The sequence below is a fragment of the Litoreibacter roseus genome (genome assembly GCF_009811795.1).
Lineage (GTDB): Bacteria > Pseudomonadota > Alphaproteobacteria > Rhodobacterales > Rhodobacteraceae > Litoreibacter > Litoreibacter roseus.
This window is the reverse complement of record NZ_BLJE01000002.1, coordinates 720,281-742,050: the sequence shown is the minus strand read 5'-3', so window position 1 is coordinate 742,050 and position 21,770 is coordinate 720,281. Positions and strand designations below refer to the sequence as shown.

21 protein-coding genes are annotated in these 21,770 nt (G+C 57.8%); 9 read left to right on the top strand and 12 right to left on the bottom strand.

Translation table 11 applies throughout. The features are described from left to right. Nucleotides 1–26: 26 nt before the first annotated feature. From KIN_RS10605 to KIN_RS10595, 3 genes are all read right to left on the bottom strand, one after another. Nucleotides 27–1,067, bottom strand: coding sequence for a rod shape-determining protein (locus KIN_RS10605; RefSeq protein ID WP_159806698.1), 1,041 nt, complete (start codon nucleotides 1,065–1,067; stop codon nucleotides 27–29). Between the two features lie 136 nt (nucleotides 1,068–1,203). Continuing rightward, a complete protein-coding gene (locus tag KIN_RS10600; RefSeq protein WP_159806696.1) occupies nucleotides 1,204–2,772 on the bottom strand; it encodes a 2-isopropylmalate synthase in 1,569 nt (522 codons plus the stop codon). Nucleotides 2,773–2,779: 7 nt separating this feature from the next. Next, on the bottom strand, nucleotides 2,780–3,133 hold the full coding sequence (locus KIN_RS10595; RefSeq protein WP_159806694.1) for a cupin domain-containing protein: 354 nt from the start codon (nucleotides 3,131–3,133) through the stop codon (nucleotides 2,780–2,782). Between the two features lie 215 nt (nucleotides 3,134–3,348). On the opposite strand from KIN_RS10595, the gene KIN_RS10590 reads away from it, so the two are divergent. Then, on the top strand, nucleotides 3,349–4,014 hold the full coding sequence (locus KIN_RS10590) for an SDR family NAD(P)-dependent oxidoreductase (RefSeq protein ID WP_159806692.1): 666 nt from the start codon (nucleotides 3,349–3,351) through the stop codon (nucleotides 4,012–4,014). Then, nucleotides 4,011–5,537: a cryptochrome/photolyase family protein gene (locus KIN_RS10585; RefSeq protein ID WP_159806690.1), complete on the top strand. Its 1,527-nt coding sequence runs from the start codon at nucleotides 4,011–4,013 to the stop codon at nucleotides 5,535–5,537. The genes KIN_RS10590 and KIN_RS10585 overlap by 4 nt, the downstream gene beginning before the upstream one ends. 1 nt (nucleotide 5,538) lies before the next feature. Here the strand turns inward: KIN_RS10585 and KIN_RS10580 are convergent, their stop codons facing one another. Further along, nucleotides 5,539–6,948, bottom strand: a complete 1,410-nt coding sequence (locus KIN_RS10580) for a 2-isopropylmalate synthase (protein WP_159806688.1) — start codon at nucleotides 6,946–6,948, stop codon at nucleotides 5,539–5,541. A 144-nt stretch (nucleotides 6,949–7,092) separates the two neighbouring features. On the opposite strand from KIN_RS10580, the gene KIN_RS10575 reads away from it, so the two are divergent. Both KIN_RS10575 and KIN_RS10570 read left to right on the top strand, forming a co-directional pair. Further along, a complete protein-coding gene (locus KIN_RS10575) occupies nucleotides 7,093–8,754 on the top strand; it encodes an NAD+ synthase (RefSeq protein ID WP_159806686.1) in 1,662 nt (553 codons plus the stop codon). An 87-nt stretch (nucleotides 8,755–8,841) separates the two neighbouring features. Then, the gene (locus KIN_RS10570; RefSeq protein ID WP_174239115.1) at nucleotides 8,842–9,660 is read left to right on the top strand and encodes a CE1 family esterase; all 819 of its coding nucleotides are present in this window, start codon (nucleotides 8,842–8,844) and stop codon (nucleotides 9,658–9,660) included. 21 nt (nucleotides 9,661–9,681) lie between these two features. Here the strand turns inward: KIN_RS10570 and KIN_RS10565 are convergent, their stop codons facing one another. Together KIN_RS10565 and KIN_RS10560 are read right to left on the bottom strand one after the other, a co-directional pair. Then, entirely contained in the window at nucleotides 9,682–10,791 is a 1,110-nt protein-coding gene (locus tag KIN_RS10565; protein ID WP_159806685.1) for a PAS domain-containing sensor histidine kinase, read from the bottom strand. Between the two features lie 129 nt (nucleotides 10,792–10,920). Next, on the bottom strand, nucleotides 10,921–11,847 hold the full coding sequence (locus KIN_RS10560) for an MBL fold metallo-hydrolase (RefSeq protein WP_159806683.1): 927 nt from the start codon (nucleotides 11,845–11,847) through the stop codon (nucleotides 10,921–10,923). Between the two features lie 142 nt (nucleotides 11,848–11,989). On the opposite strand from KIN_RS10560, the gene gltX reads away from it, so the two are divergent. Further along, nucleotides 11,990–13,312, top strand: coding sequence for a glutamate--tRNA ligase (gltX, locus tag KIN_RS10555; RefSeq protein ID WP_159806681.1), 1,323 nt, complete (start codon nucleotides 11,990–11,992; stop codon nucleotides 13,310–13,312). A gap of 2 nt (nucleotides 13,313–13,314) precedes the next feature. Here the strand turns inward: gltX and KIN_RS10550 are convergent, their stop codons facing one another. Continuing rightward, nucleotides 13,315–13,872, bottom strand: a complete 558-nt coding sequence (locus KIN_RS10550) for a TlpA disulfide reductase family protein (RefSeq protein WP_174239114.1) — start codon at nucleotides 13,870–13,872, stop codon at nucleotides 13,315–13,317. A 22-nt stretch (nucleotides 13,873–13,894) separates the two neighbouring features. On the opposite strand from KIN_RS10550, the gene argH reads away from it, so the two are divergent. The 4 genes from argH to KIN_RS10530 all read left to right on the top strand — a co-directional run bounded on the left by argH (nucleotide 13,895) and on the right by KIN_RS10530 (nucleotide 17,070). Further along, nucleotides 13,895–15,298 carry an argininosuccinate lyase gene (gene argH, locus KIN_RS10545; RefSeq protein WP_159806679.1) on the top strand — a complete coding sequence of 468 codons (1,404 nt, stop codon included), beginning with the start codon at nucleotides 13,895–13,897 and terminating at the stop codon, nucleotides 15,296–15,298. Next, nucleotides 15,295–15,450, top strand: coding sequence for a putative periplasmic lipoprotein (locus KIN_RS10540; protein WP_243144894.1), 156 nt, complete (start codon nucleotides 15,295–15,297; stop codon nucleotides 15,448–15,450). Before argH ends, KIN_RS10540 begins: the two co-directional genes overlap by 4 nt. A gap of 106 nt (nucleotides 15,451–15,556) precedes the next feature. Beyond that, complete coding sequence (greA, locus tag KIN_RS10535; RefSeq protein WP_159806677.1) at nucleotides 15,557–16,027, top strand: transcription elongation factor GreA; 471 nt, start codon at nucleotides 15,557–15,559, stop codon at nucleotides 16,025–16,027. 11 nt (nucleotides 16,028–16,038) lie between these two features. After that, nucleotides 16,039–17,070: a hypothetical protein gene (locus tag KIN_RS10530; RefSeq protein WP_159806675.1), complete on the top strand. Its 1,032-nt coding sequence runs from the start codon at nucleotides 16,039–16,041 to the stop codon at nucleotides 17,068–17,070. Here KIN_RS10530 and KIN_RS10525 read toward each other — a convergent pair. From KIN_RS10525 to KIN_RS10505, 5 genes are read right to left on the bottom strand one after another with little or no spacing between them, the layout of a single operon-like run. Next, a complete protein-coding gene (locus KIN_RS10525; protein WP_159806673.1) occupies nucleotides 17,067–17,648 on the bottom strand; it encodes a GNAT family N-acetyltransferase in 582 nt (193 codons plus the stop codon). The two genes, KIN_RS10530 and KIN_RS10525, sit on opposite strands and share 4 nt — an antisense overlap. After that, nucleotides 17,648–19,786, bottom strand: coding sequence for a molybdopterin-binding protein (locus KIN_RS10520; protein ID WP_243144893.1), 2,139 nt, complete (start codon nucleotides 19,784–19,786; stop codon nucleotides 17,648–17,650). The genes KIN_RS10525 and KIN_RS10520 overlap by 1 nt, the downstream gene beginning before the upstream one ends. After that, nucleotides 19,753–20,247 (bottom strand): molybdopterin-guanine dinucleotide biosynthesis protein B, encoded by a 495-nt coding sequence (gene mobB / locus KIN_RS10515; RefSeq protein ID WP_159806671.1) that lies wholly within the window; start codon nucleotides 20,245–20,247, stop codon nucleotides 19,753–19,755. Before mobB ends, KIN_RS10520 begins: the two co-directional genes overlap by 34 nt. Beyond that, on the bottom strand, nucleotides 20,244–20,849 hold the full coding sequence (gene mobA / locus KIN_RS10510) for a molybdenum cofactor guanylyltransferase MobA (RefSeq protein ID WP_159806669.1): 606 nt from the start codon (nucleotides 20,847–20,849) through the stop codon (nucleotides 20,244–20,246). Before mobA ends, mobB begins: the two co-directional genes overlap by 4 nt. Nucleotides 20,850–20,860: 11 nt before the next feature. Next, on the bottom strand, nucleotides 20,861–21,745 hold the full coding sequence (locus tag KIN_RS10505) for a formate dehydrogenase accessory sulfurtransferase FdhD (protein ID WP_159806667.1): 885 nt from the start codon (nucleotides 21,743–21,745) through the stop codon (nucleotides 20,861–20,863). Nucleotides 21,746–21,770: the final 25 nt, after the last annotated feature.

The window sequence follows — 21,770 nt, the reverse complement described above, 5'->3', positions numbered from 1 at the left end:
CCCGCTATCGCAGGTCAGGCCACGTCCTAGCTGTCGTAGTCGATGACGTGGCGCAGTTGTTTTTCGTATTCAAGCGCTTTGCCGGTACCCAAAGCAACACAATTCAGACTTTCATCCGCAACGGAAATTGCCAAACCGGTCTGTTCCCGCAGTGCCAGATCAAGCTCGCCCAGCAGCGCGCCGCCGCCTGTCAGCATCACACCGCGGTCCACGATGTCGGCCGCAAGGTCCGGTGGTGTGGCTTCCAAAGCCGTCATGACGGCTTCGCAAATTGCCTGAACGGGCTCGGCCAACGCCTCCGCAACCTGCGCTTGGTTGATCTCCGTCTCCTTGGGAACACCGTTCAACAAATCGCGCCCACGGATCTGCATGGAGGACCCACGTCCGTCGTCGGGCATCCGCGCTGTCCCGATAGAGGTTTTGACACGCTCCGCCGTGCTTTCACCCACAAGAATATTCTGGTGGCGCCGCAGATAGCTGATCAGCGCTTCGTCCATTCGGTCGCCGCCGACGCGCACAGAGCGCGCATATACGATGTCGCCCAAGGACAGCACCGCAACCTCGGTCGTCCCGCCGCCGATATCGACAACCATCGAACCGGTCGGGTCAGTAATAGGCATCCCTGCGCCAATGGCGGCTGCAATGGGTTCGGCGATCAGACCCGCCTTGCGCGCGCCTGCACCCAAGACCGACTGCCGGATCGCACGCTTCTCAACGGGTGTGGCACCGTGCGGCACACATACAATGATCTTGGGCTTCGTGAAGGTAGAGCGGCGATGCACCTTGCGGATGAAGTGCTTGATCATCTCTTCCGCTGTATCGAAATCCGCGATCACGCCTTCTCGCATCGGGCGTATGGCCTCAATGCTGCCGGGCGTGCGCCCCAGCATAAGCTTGGCGTCTTCGCCAACTGCCAGAACTTCCTTGCGCCCTTGCTTGGAATGATACGCGACGACCGATGGTTCGTTCAGGATGATGCCCCGTCCTTTGACATAAACCAATGTATTCGCCGTACCGAGGTCGATCGCCATATCCGACGAAAACAAACCCGAAAAAATGCCTGCCATATGTTTTTTATTTCCCGCTCCTGCCCGAACGGGTCAGTGCGACTCACGCCGCCTGCCCCTAAATATGTCTTTATAAGAGAGCGTCTCGACATACGAAAGGGACAGGCAATTTGAAATCAGCACGACTTTGCCGGGGTTAACTCACGTCTTTATAAGAGACTTCCGGGCGATCTGCACCGGATTTCTGACGTCGGATCAGAAGCCGGTTGAGCGCGTTAATGTAAGCCCGGGTAGATGCCACCACAGTATCAACATCTGCGGACTGCCCGGTCGCGATTTTCCCGTCCTCTTCCAGCCGAACCGTGACTGTCGCTTGGGCATCGGTTCCCTCTGTCACAGCGTTCACCTGATAGAGTTGCAGGCGGGCCTTGTGCTCGAAAAGAGCTTTGACCGCATTGAACGCCGCATCAACCGGACCGTCACCTGACGCTTCCACCTGATGCTCGCTGCCGTCGATGGTCATCGTCATCTCGGCCACCTTGGGCAGCCCCATACCGCACGTCACCTTCAGAGCTTTGAGTTGCAGCCGATCGGATTCCGCATCGGTACCATCTTGCATCAGTGCGATCAGATCCTCGTCATAGACCTCTTTTTTCTGATCTGCCAAGGCCTTGAACCGTACGAAGACGTCCTTGAGTTGGTTATCCCCCAACTCAAATCCAAGATCGTTCAGCTTGGAGCGTAGCGCTGCACGGCCTGAATGTTTGCCCATCACCAGATTGGTTTCCGTAAGACCCACGTCCTCGGGACGCATGATCTCGAACGTCTCTGCGTTCTTCAGCATCCCGTCTTGATGGATGCCGCTTTCATGGGCAAACGCGTTCTTGCCGACGATGGCCTTGTTGAATTGCACGGGAAAACCCGAAACAGTCGCAACCCGGCGGGAGATGTTCATGATCTTCGTCGTGTCGATGCCGGTTTGGTAGGGCATGATGTCGTTGCGAACCTTCAGGGCCATCACGACTTCTTCCAGCGCGGTGTTACCGGCCCGTTCCCCCAAGCCATTAATCGTACATTCGATCTGGCGCGCGCCCGCCTCGACCGCGGCCAAGGAGTTCGCCGTCGCCATGCCCAAGTCGTTGTGGCAGTGCGTGGCGAAGATGATCTCATCAGCGCCTGGCACTTTTTCGAGCAGCATCCGGATCAGGTCCGCACTTTCGCGCGGCGCCGTGTATCCGACAGTATCTGGAATGTTGATGGTCGTCGCACCGGCCTTGATGGCGATCTCGACCACGCGGCAAAGATAATCATCTTCGGTCCGGGTGGCGTCCATCGGGGACCACTGCACGTTTTCGCACAGGTTGCGGGCATGGGTGACCGTCTCGTGAATCCGGTCCGCCATTTCGTCCTGATTGAGGTTCGGAATGGCCCGGTGCAGCGGCGAGGTCCCGATAAAGGTATGGATGCGCGGGCGGCGGGCATTTTTGACGGCCTCCCAGCACCGGTCGATATCGTTGAGGTTCGCACGGGCGAGGCCACAAATTACCGCGGTTTGCGCCTGCGCTGCGATTGCTCTCACGGCTTCGAAATCGCCGTCGGATGCGATGGGGAAACCGGCCTCGATGATATCGACGCCCATCTCGTCCAGAAGACCCGCAATCTCCAATTTCTCGGCATGGCTCATGGTTGCGCCCGGGGATTGTTCGCCGTCGCGCAATGTCGTGTCGAAAATGACGACACGGTCTTGATCAGAATGTCCCATCATACTGTCCTTAAATCTTGGGTTTGGGGGCGGCGGTCGCTGGATCGCCGGTGTTTGGCAGACCGGCGGGCTCAATCAAGAGCACCTTCGCTTCGGTCTCTGCCCTTGGCCTGTGAACCACGCCAGCTGGCACGACGCAGAGCTCGCCGGGACCCATTGAGACCGGTGAGCCATCTTCGTAATCCATCGTAACCGTGCCCTCGATGACAAGAAAGAAATCGTCACTGTCATCGTGCTTGTGGAACGGGAATTCCCCCTGAAACTTCACCACCATGATGTCGTTGTCATTGTACCGCGCCACTATTTTTGGATCCCAATGGGTTTCAAAAAGTGACAGCTTTTGCTGCAAATTGACCGCTTCCATCGGTCGTCTCCTTATCCTGTGTGTCTCGGCGCTATTCCCTCTGAGCGGTCGCGCCGGATGGCACGCTCAGAGGCTGCTAAGGAGAAGAAGCGCGCGTGCGTCGGTAATCCGACGAGAGATATGCAGGATCGCAGTCATGTTCCGATGATACGCCACCGCCAGAAAAAGGGAAGCCGGAATTTGACGGATCACGTTTGCCGATTAGGTCCCTTCCGATGACACAGACTTTGATCATTGGCGCGTCCGGCGGGATTGGATCCGCGCTTGCTGAAGCCTCCCGCGCGCGCGGCGACAAGGTCACAACCCTATCGCGATCCGCGGACGGGCTGGATGTGACGGACGAGCACAGCATCAAAGCCGCACTTACATCTTTGGACGGACCGTTCGATCTTATTCTCGTCGCAACCGGCGCTTTGGAAATCGACGGGCACAAACCAGAGAAAACGATCAAATCTTTGGCGCCCGACGCTCTGCTCGGGCAATTTAAAACGAACGCAATGGGACCCGCTCTTGTTCTGAAACATGCCTTGCCTCTAATGCCAAAGGACAAACGATGTGTATTTGCGGCGCTGTCGGCACGCGTCGGCAGCATCGGCGATAACCAAATCGGGGGCTGGTACTCCTATAGAACCGCCAAGGCGGCGCTGAACCAGTTGATCCACGGGGCTGCTGTCGAAATCAGGCGCAGCCACAAGCAGTCGATCTGCGTTTGCCTGCATCCGGGTACGGTCGAGACACCCTTCACGGAGAAGTACGCGGAGCGCCACAAGACGGTCCCGGCGGCGACTGCGGCGGAAAATCTGTTGCAGGTCACTGAAAACCTGACCTCAGATCAGACCGGCGGCTTTTTCGACTACGCCGGCAAGGAGATCGTCTGGTGAGCCGCCTTGTTCTCGTTCTTGGGGATCAACTCAGCCCCGGACTGTCCGCATTGCGTGAAGCGGACAAGGACAACGATATCGTCGTGATGGCCGAGGTTTGGGACGAGGCATCCTATGTCAAACATCACCCGAAGAAGATCGCCTTCATCTTCGCAGCGATGCGCAAGTTCGCCGCTAAGTTACAGGATGACGGTTGGACCGTCGCATACACTACGCTCGATTCAGGGTATAATTCCGGTTCGATCAACGGTGAACTGTTGCGACAGGCCGACGCTCATGGCGCAACCGAGGTTCTCGCTACGGAACCCGGCGAATGGCGTCTGATCTCAATTCTCGAAGACATGCCGATCCCGGTCCACCAGTTCGCTGATGACAGGTTCATCGCATCCCACGAAACGTTTGAGACATGGGCAGAGGGACGCAAGGAACTGCGGATGGAGTGGTTCTATCGGGATATGCGTCGCAAGACCGGCCTCTTGATGGACGGCGACCAGCCCGAGGGTGGTAAGTGGAACTATGACCACGAAAACCGCAAGGCGGCGCCAGACAGCATCGACTATTCCGGCCCGATGCAGTTTACCCCCGACGAGACCGTGGAAGAGGTGCTGGATCTGGTTGAACGCCGTTTCGACAACCATTTCGGAACCCTCAGACCGTTTTGGTTCGCGACCGATACAGGGCAGGCCAAGCGCCAATTGACCCACTGGATCAACAAGGCGCTCCCGAATTTCGGCGACTATCAGGATGCGATGCTCAACGACAATCGCTTCCTCTACCATTCGATCATTTCATTCTACATCAACGCTGGCCTGCTTGATCCACTTGAGGTGTGTCAGCAGGTCGAAGCGGCTTACAAAGACGGCCACGCGCCGTTGAATGCGGTAGAGGGATTCATTCGCCAGATCATCGGCTGGCGAGAATATATGCGCGGCATCTATTTTCTGGAAGGACCGGACTATACGGATCGCAACGCGCTGGATCACAACCGCAGCTTGCCTGGCCTCTATTGGGGCGACGAAACCAAGATGAACTGCCTGTCCAAATCCGTCGCTCAAACGCGGGACGAGGCCTACGCTCACCATATCCAACGTTTGATGGTTACCGGGAACTTCGCGCTTCTGGCCGGCATCCATCCCCATGAGGTGCATGAATGGTATCTGGCCGTCTACGCGGATGCGTATGAGTGGGTCGAGGCGCCGAATGTCATCGGGATGAGCCAATTTGCAGACGGGGGCATTGTCGGCTCAAAGCCCTACATCTCGTCGGGCAGCTATATCAACAAGATGTCGGATTACTGCAAATCCTGCGCCTATAAAGTCAGCGCTAAAACGGGGGACGATGCCTGCCCTTTCAACCTGCTCTACTGGCATTTTATGGTGCGCCACAGAGACCGGTTCGAGAAAAATCCACGTATGGCACAGATGTACGGCACATGGGATCGCATGAAAGAAGACCGGCGCGAGACCGTGCTCTCGGAGGCGGACACCTTCCTCAACCGAATGGCGCAAGGCGCATTGGTCTAGCTCAATTGCCGCCGCTGGAGTCCGTCAGCCGACCATCTTCCCAAACGCCGGTTTCAACCTCGCCCGTTGCGTAGGTCAAAGTACCTTGGCCCGAGCGTTTTCCGTTCAGGAACTGACCCTCATACACATCGCCTGATGCATATGTCGCTTTGCCCTGCCCGTTGATCTGTCCGCCTTCCCAATTGCCCTCGTAGACAAAGCCGTCTTCCAGGGTGATCTTGCCGAACCCTTCGCGTTGACCATCTACAAATTGGCCTTCGAAGACGGTACCATTTCCGTAGGTGGCAGTCCCGTTGCCTTGACGTTTTCCGTTCACCCAATCGCCTGTGTAGGTGAATCCATCTGGATAGGTCATCGTCCCGGTTCCGTGGTTTTGCCCGTCCTTGAAAGAGCCCTCATAGACCAGTCCGTTGGAATAGCTTGCGACACCTTCCCCTTCGATCACGCCCTCGACCCAGTCGCCTTCATAGGTAGACCCGTCGGCATAGGTGATCTTGCCTGTGCCGTCCGCAAGATCATTGCGGACCTGGCCGACATAAACCGATCCATCGGGATAGCTGAGAGTACCTTCGCCCTCGATGCGGCCATCGGTCCATTGACCATCGTAATTGAAACCCTCCGCACCCGCGAAAACCCCTTGGCCGTGCCGCTTGCCTTCCTTGAACTCGCCTTCATACACGTCGCCATTGGCGTAGGTAATCTTACCCATCCCCTCGCGCACACCGTCAACCAAAGCACCAACATAAACATCCCCGTTGGCATAGGTGAGCTCACCGTTGCCGGTCATCTTGCCGTCTTCCCATGTGCCGGTATAGCTCAGGCCGTCTGGCACAATCAGCGTGCCTTGTCCGTTGCGCTTATCATTGGCCAGTTCACCTTCGTAGACCGCGCCGTCAGGGAAGGTGATCTTGCCGGTTCCCGCTTTCACACCTGCATCCCATTGGCCTTCGTAGCGATAGCCGCTGGGCCCAATGAGCGTGCCTTCCCCGTCATGGCGCGCGTCCGTGAAACTTCCTTCGTAGCGGATGCCGTTGGCATAAGTCGCGACGCCTTGGCCGGTCATTTTTCCGTCGGCCCAGTCCCCTTCATAAGTCCCGCCGTCTGCAAAAATGATCTTGCCAGTGCCATCTGGTTTGCCAGCCGCAAATTGTCCTTCATAAATAGATCCGTTCGGAAACCGGGCCTTTCCCTGACCGCTGATTTCGCCATCGACCCAAGTGCCGGTGTATTCATAGCCATTTGGAAGTGTGTATGTACCTTGGCCGTCCCGCTGGCCCTCAACGAATTCCCCTGTGTACACTCCGCCGTCATCATACTGCTTTGTGCCGGTCTCCTGCGCGACGGCAGGCCACGCCCAAATCGCAGTCGTGCAGACGAAAGCCACGCGGGTGGCATTCACAAAATGACGCATAGTGTTTTCCCGGCTTTTGCTTTTACGAAATAAACACTAATTCAGGCATGATGGGCTGGCAACAGTCCCGTTAACGGTCTTTTCCCCGGGCGACGTTCTGTTAGAAAACCGTTTCAATTGCAGGTTCGAGCACGGGGAAGCGCTATGGCAAATGCGTTCAGATTGACGATTGCGCAGCTCAATCCGACACTCGGTGATCTGGATGGGAACGCCAAAAAAGCGCTCTCGGCGTGGGACGAAGCAAAGTCGGCGGGCGCCCAGCTTTGCGCGCTTCCAGAGATGTTTATAACGGGTTATCAGGCGCAGGATCTGGTGTTGAAACCCGCCTTCACCCGTGATGCGATGGCCGCCGTCGATGCCTTGGCCGAAACCGCCACCGATGGTCCGGCCCTATCGATCGGACACCCGCTTTTGACTGAGGACGGGACACTCTATAACTGCTATTCCATCCTGCAAGAGGGCCGCGTAAAGACACGGATCCTCAAGAACATTTTACCAAATGATGGCGTCTTTGACGAAAAACGTCTGTATACGCCCGGCCCGGATCAGGGTCCCTATGCAATTGATCCGATCCGGTTGGGATCGCCCATCTGCGAAGATGCCTGGCATCCGGATGTCTCCGAAACTCTCGCCGAAACCGGGGCGGAGCTTTTGCTTGTCCCCAACGGCTCCCCCTATGCGCGGGGCAAGCAAGACATCCGCATGGGTCACATGGTGGCGCGGGTCATCGAAACCGGATTGCCGGTTGTCTACCTGAACATGATCGGTGGGCAAGATGACCAGATTTTTGACGGCGGATCCTTCGTTCTGAACCCCGGCGGAAAGCTTGCAGTACAGTTACCGGTCTTTGAAGAGACCATCGCCCATATCGATTTTGAGCGCCGTGATGACGGCTGGGTCGCACTGGACGGTGCGAAAGACCCTCATCCCGACGCGTGGGAGCAGGACTACCGGGTCATGGTCGAAGGCCTACGGGATTACTTGCGCAAATCCGGGTTCAAGAAAGTGCTTCTTGGTTTATCTGGCGGGATCGACAGCGCCATCGTCGCCACAATTGCAGCCGACGCGATTGGCGCAAAAAACGTGCGCTGCGTCATGCTGCCGTCGGCCTATACGTCTGAGGCGTCTCTGACAGATGCGGCAGACGTTGCGAAGCGGCTTGGCACACATCTAGACACGATCCCGATCAGTGAGGCGCGGGATGCGATCACGCGCACGTTAGCCGGTCTCTTTGCCGACACCGACGAGGGGATCGCAGAGGAAAACATTCAATCACGTCTGCGTGGCCTTTTCCTTATGGCGCTGAGCAACAAATTTGGTGAAATGCTGCTGACGACCGGCAACAAGTCCGAAGTGGCCGTCGGCTATGCCACGATCTACGGCGACATGTCCGGCGGCTACAATCCGATCAAGGACCTCTACAAGATGCGCGTGTTTGAAACGTGCAGGTGGCGCAATGCGAACCATCGCGACTGGATGCTGGGGCCGAAGGGCGTCGTGATTCCGGAGCAGATCATCAACAAGCCGCCTTCCGCAGAGCTGAGGCCGGATCAGAAGGACGAAGACAGCCTTCCGCCCTATGAGGTTCTCGATGATATCCTGGAGAAGCTGGTAGACGAAGATCTATCCGTTGCGGACGTGGTCGCCGCCGGTCACGACCGCGAAACGGTCAAAAAGATAGAGCACCTGATTTATATCTCCGAATATAAGAGGTTTCAGTCTGCGCCCGGACCACGTCTGACGGATCGCGCCTTTTGGCTCGATCGTCGCTATCCGATCGTGAACCAGTGGCGAGATCCAAGTTAGACCCATCCTGCCGCACACGGTGTTTTGAGTTGAGACCTTAGACGCGCTGAGACCATATCGATCCGGCACGCAGTTCGGAGAGTAAGTATGTTGAGACGGGTTCTTTTGGGTTTGGCCGCGATGTACCTGCCGATGGCTGCTGGTATGGCGTCGGCCTGCGGGGCCGAAACGGATTGTCAGATCGGCGACCGCATGTACCGGATTGCAATGCCTGATGGCCATGATGGGGTGAGCGAAGTCGGCGCGATTGTCTTTGCCCACGGCTATCGTGGCACAGCACAGGGCGTGATGCGAAATCGCAGTTTCCGGCGTATGGCCTCTGATTTGGGCGTTGCCCTTATCGCTGTCGACTCAAAAGGGGACGGCTGGTCGCTGCCAAACTCACCAGCGCTGAGCAGCGCGTCGGGCGCGGAAGAAGTGAAGTATTTCGATCAGATGAAAGCAGATGCGGCGGCCAGATTTGCGATCGATCCGGATCAGATAATGGTTACGGGTTTTTCAGCGGGCGGCATGATGGTCTGGACTTTGGCCTGTGAACGCGGTGATGACTATGCCGGTTTCGCGCCAATTGCCGGCACTTTCTGGGCCCCCATCCCGCAAAGCTGCGACGCGCCTGCAGCAAATGTCGTGCACATCCATGGGGATGCGGACCGGACCGTCCCCTTAGCAGGTCGGCCCGTCGCTGAAACTCATCAAGGTGACGTTTTGGAGACCTTGAACATGTACCGCAGCTTTGGCGGGTTCGGAGAAGCCAGCGCAGAGAAAACCGACAATATGGCCTGCGAGATGAGCGCAAATGAGGCTGGAAAGATCCTGAACTTTTGCCTCTTCGAAGGTGGTCACTCGTTTAATCCCGCCCATGTCTCTGCCGCGTGGTCGATGATTATGGACGCATCAGCGTCCTGAGCCCCGGCCACACGCCAAAAGCTATCCAGTAACCGCTTTGGCATCTTTGGATACCATTTGACCCGGCAGAGAGAACCCGATTGTGGCACCACCTTCAAAGTCGGGGCTACACCGCACCATATCCCCGCCGCGCGCAGTGATCAGCTGAGCTGCTGTGGACATACCCAGGTCGTACATCCCGCCGGCCGCGGTGGGCACAATTGGTGTACCGTCACATCTGAGATCATCGGCCAAACCTGAGCCATCGTCAGAGACGTAGAAGTTCAGTCGCCCTGGCTCTGCACCCTCGTCTGAGACCCGCATTGTTATCTTGCTCTTCGCATACTTGGTCGCGTTCTCGAAAAGTGTTCTCAGCACCATTTGGACAGCAACCCGATCTGTATGGATATGACTGTCGGCAACGTGTACCGTAAAACGTTTGTCCGGATCTGCATTCGCGGCAATGTCCAGACCAACATGGGAAAAATCCACATCCGCTTTGGCATTCGTATCAAGCTGCAAGCTGGCTGCGGTGTTTGAAATCCGGTCCATGCGGCCAATCGTATTTGTCACCATCGCATGACACAGGTTCAACTGATCGAATTTTTGGTCCCCGAGGTCCAGAAATCCGTCCTGTAGAAACGTGATCATGCCCAAGATGCTTTGCAGGGATCCGCGAACGTCCTGCGCTGTGGAGGATGCCAAAAGCTGGAGTTCTTCATTGGTACGCATCATCTGTGTCAGTTGGTCCTGAGCGGCAAATTCACCCTGCTTGGTCCGAGTGATGTCAATGGCAACGCCGATCAGTGTCTTTACATCGTCGAAGGCATCGAGAACAGGCGACAGCGTTGTCTGCCACACCCGAGATTTCCCGGCGAGCTCGAGCTCTTCCTCGTAGGAGTACGGTTTCTTCCTGGCCCGACAGGTTTCATACTTCACAACAAGCGTGTCGGCGACGCGTTCCGGCACAACGTCGTGGGGCATTTTTCCGATGAAGTCATCCGGGATGATGCCCGTTGCACTTTCATGAGCGGAATTGAGATAGCGAAAGCGAAATTGCTTTTCACCTTCCACATCCACAATGAAGACCGGCTGGCCGATTTGTTCTGCGAAGGTTTCAAGCGTCGCGAAACGTTCACTGGAAGATAGCATGACCATAGTCTTTTCCGATCTCTTTTTTTCGCACTTCTCCATATCGCCGGACTGTTGTTAACGTACGATTTCAAAACAAAAAAAACGGGGCCCATCCGGACCCCGTTCTACTGAAAATTTTAGCGAAATTCAGAGCATCATCTGGTAGCTCATCGGAATGTACTCAAACCCCTGATCGCGCGCAGCCACGTAGCCCATCGCCGGGAACGGCATGTGATACCCGATCATGGGGACACGGTCTGCCGCGAGCATGCCCAGAACGTCCTTGCGGGATTGTGCGGCCGCCGATTTGTCCATGTCGAACCGAACCTCCCAATCGGGACGTGCCAGCGACCAGACGGGATGGTTTGCCAAATCCGCGATCAGCACCATCTGCGCGCCGTTGCTTTCAAGCATATATGTCATGTGTCCCGGCGTGTGTCCGAACGCAGCCATCGCGGTGATTCCGGATGCCGGTGATGCGCCATCGTCGATCATCGTCATTTTCTCGGCCAGCGGCGCCACCTTGGCTTTGAACCCGTCGTTGTCGGCGCTGGCCCAGTGATTGTGCTCGACCGCACCTGTGATGTAGCTGGCATTCGAGAAGGTTTCGCCCGCATCGCCCATCAAACCGCCGATATGATCGCCATGCATGTGGGTAATGATCACCTTGTCGATCTGATCGGCTGTGTACCCTGCGGCTTCGATCGCGGCGGTGATGCCTTCGGGGTTCAATCCGGTATCAAAGAGAACAAGCTCGCTTCCGGTGTTCACCAGTGTTGGCGTGAAAAAGAACTGCACCTTGTCGGTAGGAAGGAAATTCTCTTCAGAGATCTGAGCAAACTCGTCGGCGCCCACGTTCATTCCAAAGATCGTCTGAGGCTCTTCACGGGCGGCGGTTCCGGCAAGAAGCGTTGTGACTTCGAAATCGCCAAGCTTGATCCGGCGGTGCTGGGCCATATCTGCGCCCTTCATTTCGGCTGCGGCGCGGGCGGGACTGCCCAGCGTTGCGGCCATTGGAAGGCTTGCCCCCATCGCCAAGGCGGCGCGGCGGGAAACTCTGGTAAAATCTGACATGGGTCCTCTCCGATTTTCTTGTTGGTCTTGACTGAAGGTTAGCGCGACGTCGGCCTGCGCCAATCAAAAGCTTGTGAGACACCTCGGTTATGGACAAAACCGGGGGAGTGTGGTTGGTCCGCACGACCAAAAGGATGCCGCCATGACCGTGACCCGCTTTGCCCCTTCGCCGACCGGATACCTCCACATAGGAAACCTGCGTCCGGCGGTGCTCAACTACCTGATCGCGCGCAAGGCAGGCGGCACGTTCATTTTGCGACTGGATGATACAGATCCAGAGCGCTCAAAGGCCGAATACGCAGATGCGATCAAGGAAGATCTGGAGTGGTTGGGCCTGCACTGGGATCGGGTGGAAACGCAATCCGAGCGTCTGGAGCGCTACGCGGCGGCCGCGGACGCACTCAGAGCGGCCGGGCGGTTCTACGAGGCGTTTGAGACGCCGACCGAGCTGGACCTGAAGCGGAAGAAACAACTGAACATGGGCAAGCCGCCGGTTTACGACCGCGCGGCCCTGGCCTTGAGTGAGGACGAAAGAGCCGCCCTGCGCGCAGAGCGATCCGGCCATTGGCGGTTCAAACTGGATCACGAGCGGATTGAATGGACCGACGGCATTCTTGGTGACATCTCAATTGATGCCGCAAGTGTTTCCGATCCTGTGCTGATCCGTGGCGATGGACAGGTGCTCTATACATTGGCATCCGTGGTCGATGACATGGAAATGGGGATCACCGATGTCGTTCGCGGATCTGACCACGTGACGAATACGGCAACGCAGATCCAGATGATCCAGGCCCTGGGTGGCACGCCCCCCAATTTTGCACATCACTCGCTTTTAACCGGCCCTCAAGGTGAGGCGCTGTCGAAGCGGCTTGGGACGCTGTCCTTGCGCGACCTGCGGGTGCAGGGTGTTGAGCCGATGGCGCTTCTGAGCCACATGGCGCGTCTCGGCTCGTCCGATCCGGTCGAGTTGCGAGGCAGCATTGATGAATTGGTGGAAGGTTTTGACATCTCGCGCTTCGGATCTGCACCGACGAAGTTCGACGTTGAGGATTTGTTCCCACTGACCGGGCGGCTGTTGCAAACATTGCCTGTCAGCGAGCTCGACGCGGATCTCGAAAAACTCGGCGTCCCGGACGATCTGAAGGAGCCGTTTTGGACGGTTACGCGTGACAACATCACGACTCGTAAGGATCTCACTGACTGGTGGGCGCTGTGTCTGCATGGAGCAGAACCTGAAATAGACGAGGATGACAAAGCGTTCGTCGCCGAGGCCTTAACAATGCTCCCGTCGCGTCCCTTCAGTGACAGCACTTGGTCAGACTGGACCGCGGCCGTCAAAGAGAAGACCGGCCGCAAAGGTCGCGCGCTTTTCATGCCGCTGCGCAAGGCACTGACCGGCCAAAGGCATGGACCCGACATGGCTGCACTGCTTCCGCTACTGCAGAAAATCCGCGCCCTTGACTAAATTCAGTCAGCCATCCACGTCTGAAATAATTTGATGGCAGCCGGGCTTGCCCAATCCACAGCACCAGAGGCACGGGCAATCTCGCGACCATCGGGACCGATTAAAACACTGACCGGCAGGGCGGTTGCACCAAAATCTCTGGCAAGGGCCATCTTGGGATCGAAGAGCTTCGGTAAATTGGTGAAATTCTCTTTTTCAAAATAGACGTCCACAGCGGGGCGTGCGTTTCTGCCAGTGGCCACTGTCACGACTTCAAAATTCTGTCCTTCGAACTTTTTGTCCAAGGCGTTGAGCGCCGGCATTTCTTCCCGGCAGGGCGCACACCAAAGTGCCCAGAAATTCAGAAGAACATAGTTGCCTTCGTAATCGCTGAGTGACACCGGACCGCCCACGCTGTCCTTGAAGGTCACTTGAGTCACGGCTCGCGGCTCAGCATGAAACTGCAGCTTGGCAAGATCGCCGTCCGCCAATGCGATCAGCGCGCCCGTATCCGCGCTTGCGGTGTTTGCACCGAGGCCAACCGCCGCGTATAGGACCAGAAATCTCAACATCCGCATCATAGTATCTCCAAGGCCTCTCTTCATGATCGATAACAAAGCTGAAAAATCCTCTAATGCAATGTGGGGCGGACGCTTTGCCGCGGGTCCCGACGCAATTATGGAAGCAATCAACGCCTCCATCGGTTTCGATCAGCGTCTCGCCCGGCAAGATATCGAAGGCTCCCGCGCGCATGCGGCGATGCTGGCCAAACAAGGTATCCTGACCGATAGCGATGTCGAGGCTATACGGGAAGGCCTCCTCACGGTGTTGTCAGAGATTGAGGACGGTACGTTTCAGTTTTCCACGGCCCTCGAAGACATCCACATGAATGTGGAGGCCCGCCTGAAAGATCTGATCGGTGAACCCGCCGGACGGCTGCACACAGGACGTTCACGCAACGATCAGGTGGCAACCGATTTCAAGCTTTGGGTGCGCGATCAGGCGGATGCCGCTGTCGAAGGAATCAACGCCTTGCAAAAGGCGCTTCTGGCGCAGGCGGAGGCCGGCGCCGACTGGGCGATGCCTGGCTTTACACACCTGCAGACGGCGCAGCCGGTCACGTGGGGGCATCACATGCTGGCCTATGTCGAAATGCTGGCGCGCGATGCTTCGCGGTTCGCGGACGCCCGCGCGCGGATGAACGAAAGTCCGTTGGGGGCCGCTGCGCTTGCTGGGACATCCTTCCCGATTGACCGGGACATGACCGCAGACGCGCTTGGATTTGACAGGCCTGCCGCGAACTCCCTTGATGCTGTGTCAGATCGGGATTTCGCGCTTGAGTTTCTGTCCAGCGCCTCGATCTGCGCCATGCACCTGAGCCGCCTTGCGGAAGAACTGGTCATCTGGTCTTCGGCTCAGTTCCGGTTTGTGACGCTGAGCGATCGGTTCTCGACCGGCTCTTCCATCATGCCACAAAAGAAAAACCCCGATGCGGCAGAACTGATCCGGGCAAAGATCGGTCGGATATTTGGTGCAAACGTCGCCCTGATGACGGTGATGAAGGGCCTGCCTTTGACCTACTCCAAGGATATGCAGGAGGATAAGGAACAAACCTTTGACGCCGCCGACAACCTGATGCTGGCCTTGGCGGCGATGACGGGGATGGTCGCGGACATGCAGGCCAACCGCGAAAGTCTTGAAGCCGCAGCGGCCCACGGCTTTTCGACCGCGACCGATCTGGCCGATTGGTTGGTCCGCACACTTGATATGCCGTTCCGCGACGCACACCATGTGACAGGTACGCTGGTGAAAAAGGCTGAAGATGCGGGATGTGATTTGGCTGATCTGAGCCTTGACGACATGCAATCTGTTCATGAAGACATCACTGAAGATGTCTTTGCCGTGCTGGGTGTGCACAATTCGGTGGCCAGTCGCACAAGCTACGGCGGAACGGCACCGGATCAGGTCCGTGCGCAGGTTCAAAGATGGAAAGGTATTTTAACGTGAAACGAATTATTGCCATGTGCATTGCAGCGTCCTTTGTGGCGGGTTGCGGCGTTGACGGTGAACCGACCCGCCCCGAGCCGGGAGCCGCACGCGACACCAGCGGTCCAAGTATTTCTATTTCCGGCCGGGCCGAGGTTGGCATCACCGGCTGATCGGCAAGAGCTTGCGACGAAGCCTTAGTCTGCTTGCAAAAGCACTGTATTGAATGTGAACTGATAAAAAAGGCGCGGTTCCGTGCCTGAGTGGGAAGTGAGAACAATGGAAAAAATTCCAATGACCCCGAAGGGGTACAAGGCGTTGGACGGCGAGTTGAAGCACCTCAAAAGCGAAGAACGTCCGGCGATTATCCGCGCGATCGCAGAAGCACGTGAGCATGGCGACCTGTCTGAAAACGCGGAGTATCATTCCGCACGGGAAAAGCAGAGCTTTATCGAAGGCCGGATCAAGGAACTTGAAGGAATGATCGGGCTTGCCGAAATCATTGATCCCAGCAAGCTGAACGGGTCGATAAAATTCGGCGCGACGGTCAAGCTTGTGGACGAGGACACCGAGGAAGAAAAAACCTATCAGATCGTGGGGGAAGCGGAAGCTGATATTGAAAAGGGCCTCCTGAACATCAGGTCCCCCCTTGCCCGCGCCTTGATAGGCAAAGACGAAGGCGACAGCGTCGAGGTGAAGACACCCGGCGGGACGCGCGACTACGAGATCCTCGAAATCAAATATGTCTGAGGCCAGGCCCCATGACGGATGAGAGCGCAGAGAAATCCGGAACCGACACCCCGATAGATCTGGGTGTCTACAACCGGCAGGACCGAGGATTGATGGCCGCGGACCTGATTGCGCTGGTCCTGACCGGATTCTGGCTCTTTGCAGTTGGCCTGTACTTCTTGGTGCTGAGCCCCTCACCCAGTAGCACCGGTCAAAGCGGCATTGTCGTTACAATGGTGGCAATCTTTCTGCCGATCGCACTGATCTGGATCGGTGCGACCGTCGCAAAGACCGCTCGGATCATGCGTGAGGAAGCCGCCCGTCTTCAGGCCGCCATCGATGCGATGCGCAAGGCTTACATCAGCCAAACCCACACAGCGGGGATGGGCGTCAAGCCTGCCGTTGAGCAGAAGCTTGATCAGATTGCCGCGTCCCAGAAGCGGACAGCCAGTGCAATCGCGACCTTTGCCAGCACCCGCGACAACGGGCGGCTGCCAGGTCAACCTGCCCCGGCCATCCGAAAGTCCGAAGAGCAGAAAACCGACAGCCAGCCCGCGCTGGCCCTCGAAGATCCCTATCACGACACGATGCCGCCCTTGACGGTGGATGAATTCATCGGTGCGTTGGATTTCCCCGAGGATGAAAACGACGCGGAGGGGTTCCGCAAACTCAGACGGGCGCTTGCGGATCGCGAAAGCAGCAAATTGATCCGTGCGTCACAGGACATCCTGACGCTCATGTCCCAAGACGGCATATATATGGACGACCTGATTCCCGACCGCGCCCGTCCCGAGGTTTGGCGCAGCTTTGCAAAGGGCGAGCGGGGAAGGCCCGTAGCCACCCTTGGCGGCATTCACGATCGCTCATCCTTGGCACTGGCCTCTGGCCGGATGCGGTCCGATCCGGTGTTCCGCGACACAGCACATCATTTCTTGCGTCAATTCGACAAGACCTTTGCGGCGTTCGAAGAGGTCGCATCAGACGAGGACATTACCCGGCTGTCCGACACGCGCACATCACGCGCCTTCATGATTCTGGGCCGGGTGACAGGTACCTTCGACTAGGGCAGCGTGCGAACCATCGTCGTTGCCCCGGAAAATCCGAACACATAACGCAGCAAACCCATCTCGATCCGCCCCGAATCGACGAACCCTTGGCGCTCGTAAAGCGCGCGGGCCCGCTGATTGCTGTCGATGACATCAAGGCGAATATCGTTATAGCGCTCGCCATCGGCATACTCCACGAGCGCGCACAGGAGCGCGGTTCCCACGCCCTGCCCCCGGGCGGCTGGCGCGACGAAAATACCGTCCATCAACAACTGCCCTCTGGCGATATCGCGCTCCAGCTGATCCAACAGAATACCACGCCACAACGCGCCGATCCCGCCGTAAACCTTTCGAAGATCGCGCAGTCCCCCGCCGACCAATCCAGAAATGTGGGTCTTGAAGCCCGCGACGCCAAGGATCTGTCCTTCATCATTCGTAGCGCAAAGCGCGTAGTCGGGATTGAGCACCACGGCCAGAAAGGCGCAGGCCTTTTCTTCCGGCCCCAAGGGAACAGAGAGCTTGCCAGAGAAGGCTGACCAAAAGAGACGCGCCACAGCCTCACGCTGACTGTCGTCGAAGCCGCGTTCGATGCGCATCAAAGACCGAATGCGCTATAGGGTATGAATTTGACCGGCGTCCCTTCCGAGATCGTCATGGCACCGTCTGGCAATTCGACCAGCCCGCCCGCCCAGCTTAACCCAGAGATCCGGCCGGAGCCCTCAGATTTGAAAACAGTGACGCGACCATCGTCCTGCAGTCTTGCGCGCAGGTATTCGCGTCGACCGGGTTTCTTTTTCTTTTTAAACGCCGCGGGCACCATAAATCCTGCTTGCTTGGCAAAGGTCCCGCCAGCGAGCTTCGAAAGCGCAGGGCGCGCGAAAACTAAGGCGCAAACCAAGGCAGCAACAGGGTTTCCGGGCAAGCCGAAAATCGGAACGCTGTGCCATTGAGCAAGCGCCAGCGGACGTCCCGGTTTCAATGCTATGCGCCAATTCGACAGCGATCCTTCTGCCTTGAGCAATGCCGAGACGTGGTCCTCGTCCCCCGCAGAGGCCCCGCCAGAAGTAAGAATTGCGTCGCAGCGGCGTGAGCCATCATTCAACGTGGCCCGCAGAAGGTCCCGATCATCCTTAGAATGGCCCAGATCCACCGGATCGTAGCCCCACCGTGACAACAGCGAGAGCAGCATCGGCCGGTTCGCATCAAAAGTCTGATCCGGCCTGGCATCAGAGGTTGGCGCGATCAGTTCATCGCCCGTCGACAGAACGCCAACTTTCAGCCTTGTGAAAACATCAAGCTCTGCAACACCCGTCGCAGCACACAACGCCAGTTCCGGCGGGCCGATCATGGCACCCGCTTTGAGGATGACCTCACCGATAGCAACGTCCTCGCCCGCCTTTCGACTGTTGGCGCCGGGTTTGGGAAGCGCTGAGACGCGGATTTCGTCGCCGTTGCGCGTGCAGTCCTCTTCCAGCACAACCGTATCGACGCCCTCAGGCAGCAACGCCCCGGTGAGAATACGTATGGCCTGCCCCGCCGGGACGGTGCCAGGATAGGCGCCACCAGCCGCCGCACGTCCCGTTACCAGAGGAATCGTCTGGGCACCCGCAGGCAGGCTTGCATGGGCAAATCCGAAGCCATCCACTGCAGAGTTCGCGGCGGGTGGGTTGGAGCGTATTGCCACCACATCGCGCGATGTTATGCGGCCATCGGCTTGCGCGGCAGGCACCCGTTCTTGCCCAACCACGGGTGTAATGGCCCGTTCCAGCCGCTCGAGGGCCTCATCCACCGGCGTCCAATCGACACCCGGAGGCAAAGCGAAGCAATCGTTCCTCAAGGGCGGGACGGGACGCGCGGCTGATTTCAAACTGTTCTCACTTCCAACACCCAAAATCCACCCTTCTGTCTTACCTTCAGCAGCCTCAAGCGCACCATGCAGCGTCCCAGCGTGATCCATGCGTGCCATCACATTCGCCACCATCTCCACTTGGCGGGCATCCTTGATGTCACCCAGTGACATGGTATCGGAAATCTCGCTGGCCAAGAGGGATGGCCAAATCTCAACAAAGGAGATTGGCGCGGTAAGCGGCTCGAATGGCCAAACCGAAATGTCACCGGCAAACCTGCGGCGGAGGCGGTTTAGCACCGGAAGCCCCATGATGATCTGTGAGCCGACCGCGCCCGCGCCGGAAAGCTGCCAACAGGGAAAGCTGCCGCGCGCAAGATGCTCGACCTGGCGTCTTTCCGGAAAATCTTCGCACGTCCGCGCCAGACCTTTGCGGGGCAGATGCGGGATATCGCGCTTGAGACCGTTCCCCCAGAAAGGGCCGATGCCACCGCACCGGGCGTTGATCGCCGCGGCAACATCGAACCGGTTGTTGATCTTCGGGCTGTCCTCGACCCTTTCGCCGAGCCAGTCCCAGACCGCCAACGGATCATCGGATGCCGTCAGCCACCTGCCAAACCCATCCGGATATCCAAAAGCAAAATCAAATCCGACACACAGACGAGCGCCATTAGCAAGTGCATCAGAGATCTGATCCGTGAGCCACTCTTCCGCCAGTAGCCGGTTGCGAATGTAGTGCGGTGTTTCCGGGGGGCCATCCGTGTACACAGCCACCCAGATCGCGTCCGCCTTGGGCGTTGGCCCCGTGTCGTTACCTCCGGACCAGTCTACGGCAATATAGCGGTCATAGAGCGTCACAAACCAAGCTCGGACAGAATGAAGTCGCACACCGCTTTCGTGTCATCCAGATCGAAAACCGGCACCGTCATGTCAGGCAGATCTTCATTGCTCGCGATGGCGCGGATCGTCGGGTCGTCTAGTGCTATCAATGGCTGTCCGGTCTCGACCCGGTGCGCCTCGACCTTGAAATGGGTGTCACGTTTGTAGCCTTCGACCAGCACGACATCGACCGGCGACAGTTTCTTCAAAAGGTCCGCCAGCGGTGGCTCGGCTTGGTTCCGTAACTCGTGCATCAAGGCCCAGCGTCGACCGGATGCCAAAAGCACTTCAGTCGCGCCAGCCTCACGATGCCGGAAACTGTCTTTGCCTTCTTGGTCCACGTCAAAATGATGGTGCGCATGCTTGAGCGTTGAGACGCTGAGCCCGCGCGCGACGATCTCGGTTACGAGCCGTTCCATCAACCCGGTTTTGCCGGAGTTCTTCCATCCGACGATGCCATAAATCTTCATCTGAGAAGCCCCTCGGCACGGGTCATGTCCTCAGGAGTGTTGACATTGAAAAACGGATCGAACGGATCGGCGGAAAACTCAGCCGTCGCGGCGCCGTGCCGATCTGTCCATTGGACGACCTTCCGAACGCCGTCACGGAGCGCTTGACGCAGATCATCCTTCAGCGCAACGGGCCAAAGACCGAAGGTCGGATGCCGCGCCATGCCGCGCTTCGGATCTGGCGTTGCAGCCAGTGCGATGGGCTTATCCTGCGCGGCGTCCAGCAGACGGGGAACAAGATCGCAGGGAAAGAACGGTGTATCAGCCGCGGCGGTTACGATATGGGTATGGCCCTGCAACGCCGCCCAATCAAGCCCGGCCAGAACCCCGGCCAGCGGACCTGCGAACCCGTCGATACTGTCGGCTACAACCGGAAGGCCGAATTCGACAAAGCGGCCGGGGTTTCCATTGGCATTCAGCGCCAATTCGCAGACCTGCGGTTGAAATCGGTCAATAACGCGGTCCAGCAACGGTCGATCACCCAGACAAAGTAGCCCCTTGTCCCCACCGCCCATGCGCGTGGATTGACCGCCCGCCAATATGACACCTGCGGGTTGCCGCATCTGTTCGCCGTTCAACGTGCGGCCTTCCGACCAGCCCGCTTGGGCTCGTCCTGCACTGCGGCGGGATCCGCGTCCCAGATCAGTCGCTCAGCACCGCTGAGGCAGATAAACCGTTGGCCCCGCATGCGACCTATCAGCGTCAGATTGACCTGACGGGCAATCTCGACACCCCAAGCCGTGAAGCCCGAGCGGGACGCCAAAACGGGTATGCCCATCATCGCCGTTTTGATAACCATCTCGCTGGTCAACCGCCCGGTGGTATAAAGCGTCTTGTCGCTGGCCTGCGCCCCGTCCAGCGCCATCCAGCCAGCTATTTTATCGACAGCATTGTGACGACCGACGTCCTCCATATAAACCAATGGGCGAGCACCTTGGCAAAGCACCGTTCCGTGGATCGCCCCCGCCGTCAGATAAAGGCTGGGCGTGCGATTAATCTTTGCGGAAAGCGCATAGAGATCAGATGTCCGCACCGTGCAATCGGGCAGACGGACGCCCTCGAGCCCTTCCATCATGTCGCCGAAAACTGTGCCGACCGCACAACCAGATGTACGAGTTTTCTTTTGTAGTTTTTCTTCGTGATTGGTCTCGATCTCGGTTCGAACAACCACGACGGACAATTCTTCATCATAGTCGATTCCGGTTACCACATCATCCGGCGACAGCATCCCCTGATTGCGCAAAAACCCCAGCGCCAGGTAGTCGGGATAGTCCCCGATGGTCATCGCAGTGACGATCTCTTGCCGGTTGAGATAGATGGTCAGAGGTCGCTCTTCAACGACATTGATCCGCTGCTGGGTGCCGTCCTGCGCGATCCCTTGAACCGCTCGTGTCAGCCCAACACCCTCGGCGTTTGGCGCAATCAGATAGTCGTGATGTGCCTCATCAAGAATTGGCATTTGAACCTTCCCAGCCGCCTGTGTA

Bases quoted from the DNA above. Each gene is read 5' to 3' on its own strand.
- KIN_RS10605 (WP_159806698.1), bottom strand. From the start codon at position 1,067: ATGGCAGGCATTTTTTCGGGTTTGTTTTCGTCGGATATGGCGATCGAC.
- KIN_RS10600 (WP_159806696.1), bottom strand. From the start codon at position 2,772: ATGATGGGACATTCTGATCAAGACCGTGTCGTCATTTTCGACACGACA.
- KIN_RS10595 (WP_159806694.1), bottom strand. From the start codon at position 3,133: ATGGAAGCGGTCAATTTGCAGCAAAAGCTGTCACTTTTTGAAACCCAT.
- KIN_RS10590 (WP_159806692.1), top strand. From the start codon at position 3,349: ATGACACAGACTTTGATCATTGGCGCGTCCGGCGGGATTGGATCCGCG.
- KIN_RS10580 (WP_159806688.1), bottom strand. From the start codon at position 6,948: ATGCGTCATTTTGTGAATGCCACCCGCGTGGCTTTCGTCTGCACGACT.
- KIN_RS10575 (WP_159806686.1), top strand. From the start codon at position 7,093: ATGGCAAATGCGTTCAGATTGACGATTGCGCAGCTCAATCCGACACTC.
- KIN_RS10570 (WP_174239115.1), top strand. From the start codon at position 8,842: ATGTTGAGACGGGTTCTTTTGGGTTTGGCCGCGATGTACCTGCCGATG.
- KIN_RS10565 (WP_159806685.1), bottom strand. From the start codon at position 10,791: ATGCTATCTTCCAGTGAACGTTTCGCGACGCTTGAAACCTTCGCAGAA.
- KIN_RS10560 (WP_159806683.1), bottom strand. From the start codon at position 11,847: ATGTCAGATTTTACCAGAGTTTCCCGCCGCGCCGCCTTGGCGATGGGG.
- gltX (WP_159806681.1), top strand. From the start codon at position 11,990: ATGACCGTGACCCGCTTTGCCCCTTCGCCGACCGGATACCTCCACATA.
- KIN_RS10550 (WP_174239114.1), bottom strand. From the start codon at position 13,872: ATGATGCGGATGTTGAGATTTCTGGTCCTATACGCGGCGGTTGGCCTC.
- argH (WP_159806679.1), top strand. From the start codon at position 13,895: ATGATCGATAACAAAGCTGAAAAATCCTCTAATGCAATGTGGGGCGGA.
- greA (WP_159806677.1), top strand. From the start codon at position 15,557: ATGGAAAAAATTCCAATGACCCCGAAGGGGTACAAGGCGTTGGACGGC.
- KIN_RS10530 (WP_159806675.1), top strand. From the start codon at position 16,039: ATGACGGATGAGAGCGCAGAGAAATCCGGAACCGACACCCCGATAGAT.
- KIN_RS10525 (WP_159806673.1), bottom strand. From the start codon at position 17,648: ATGCGCATCGAACGCGGCTTCGACGACAGTCAGCGTGAGGCTGTGGCG.
- mobB (WP_159806671.1), bottom strand. From the start codon at position 20,247: ATGAAGATTTATGGCATCGTCGGATGGAAGAACTCCGGCAAAACCGGG.
- mobA (WP_159806669.1), bottom strand. From the start codon at position 20,849: ATGCGGCAACCCGCAGGTGTCATATTGGCGGGCGGTCAATCCACGCGC.
- KIN_RS10505 (WP_159806667.1), bottom strand. From the start codon at position 21,745: ATGCCAATTCTTGATGAGGCACATCACGACTATCTGATTGCGCCAAAC.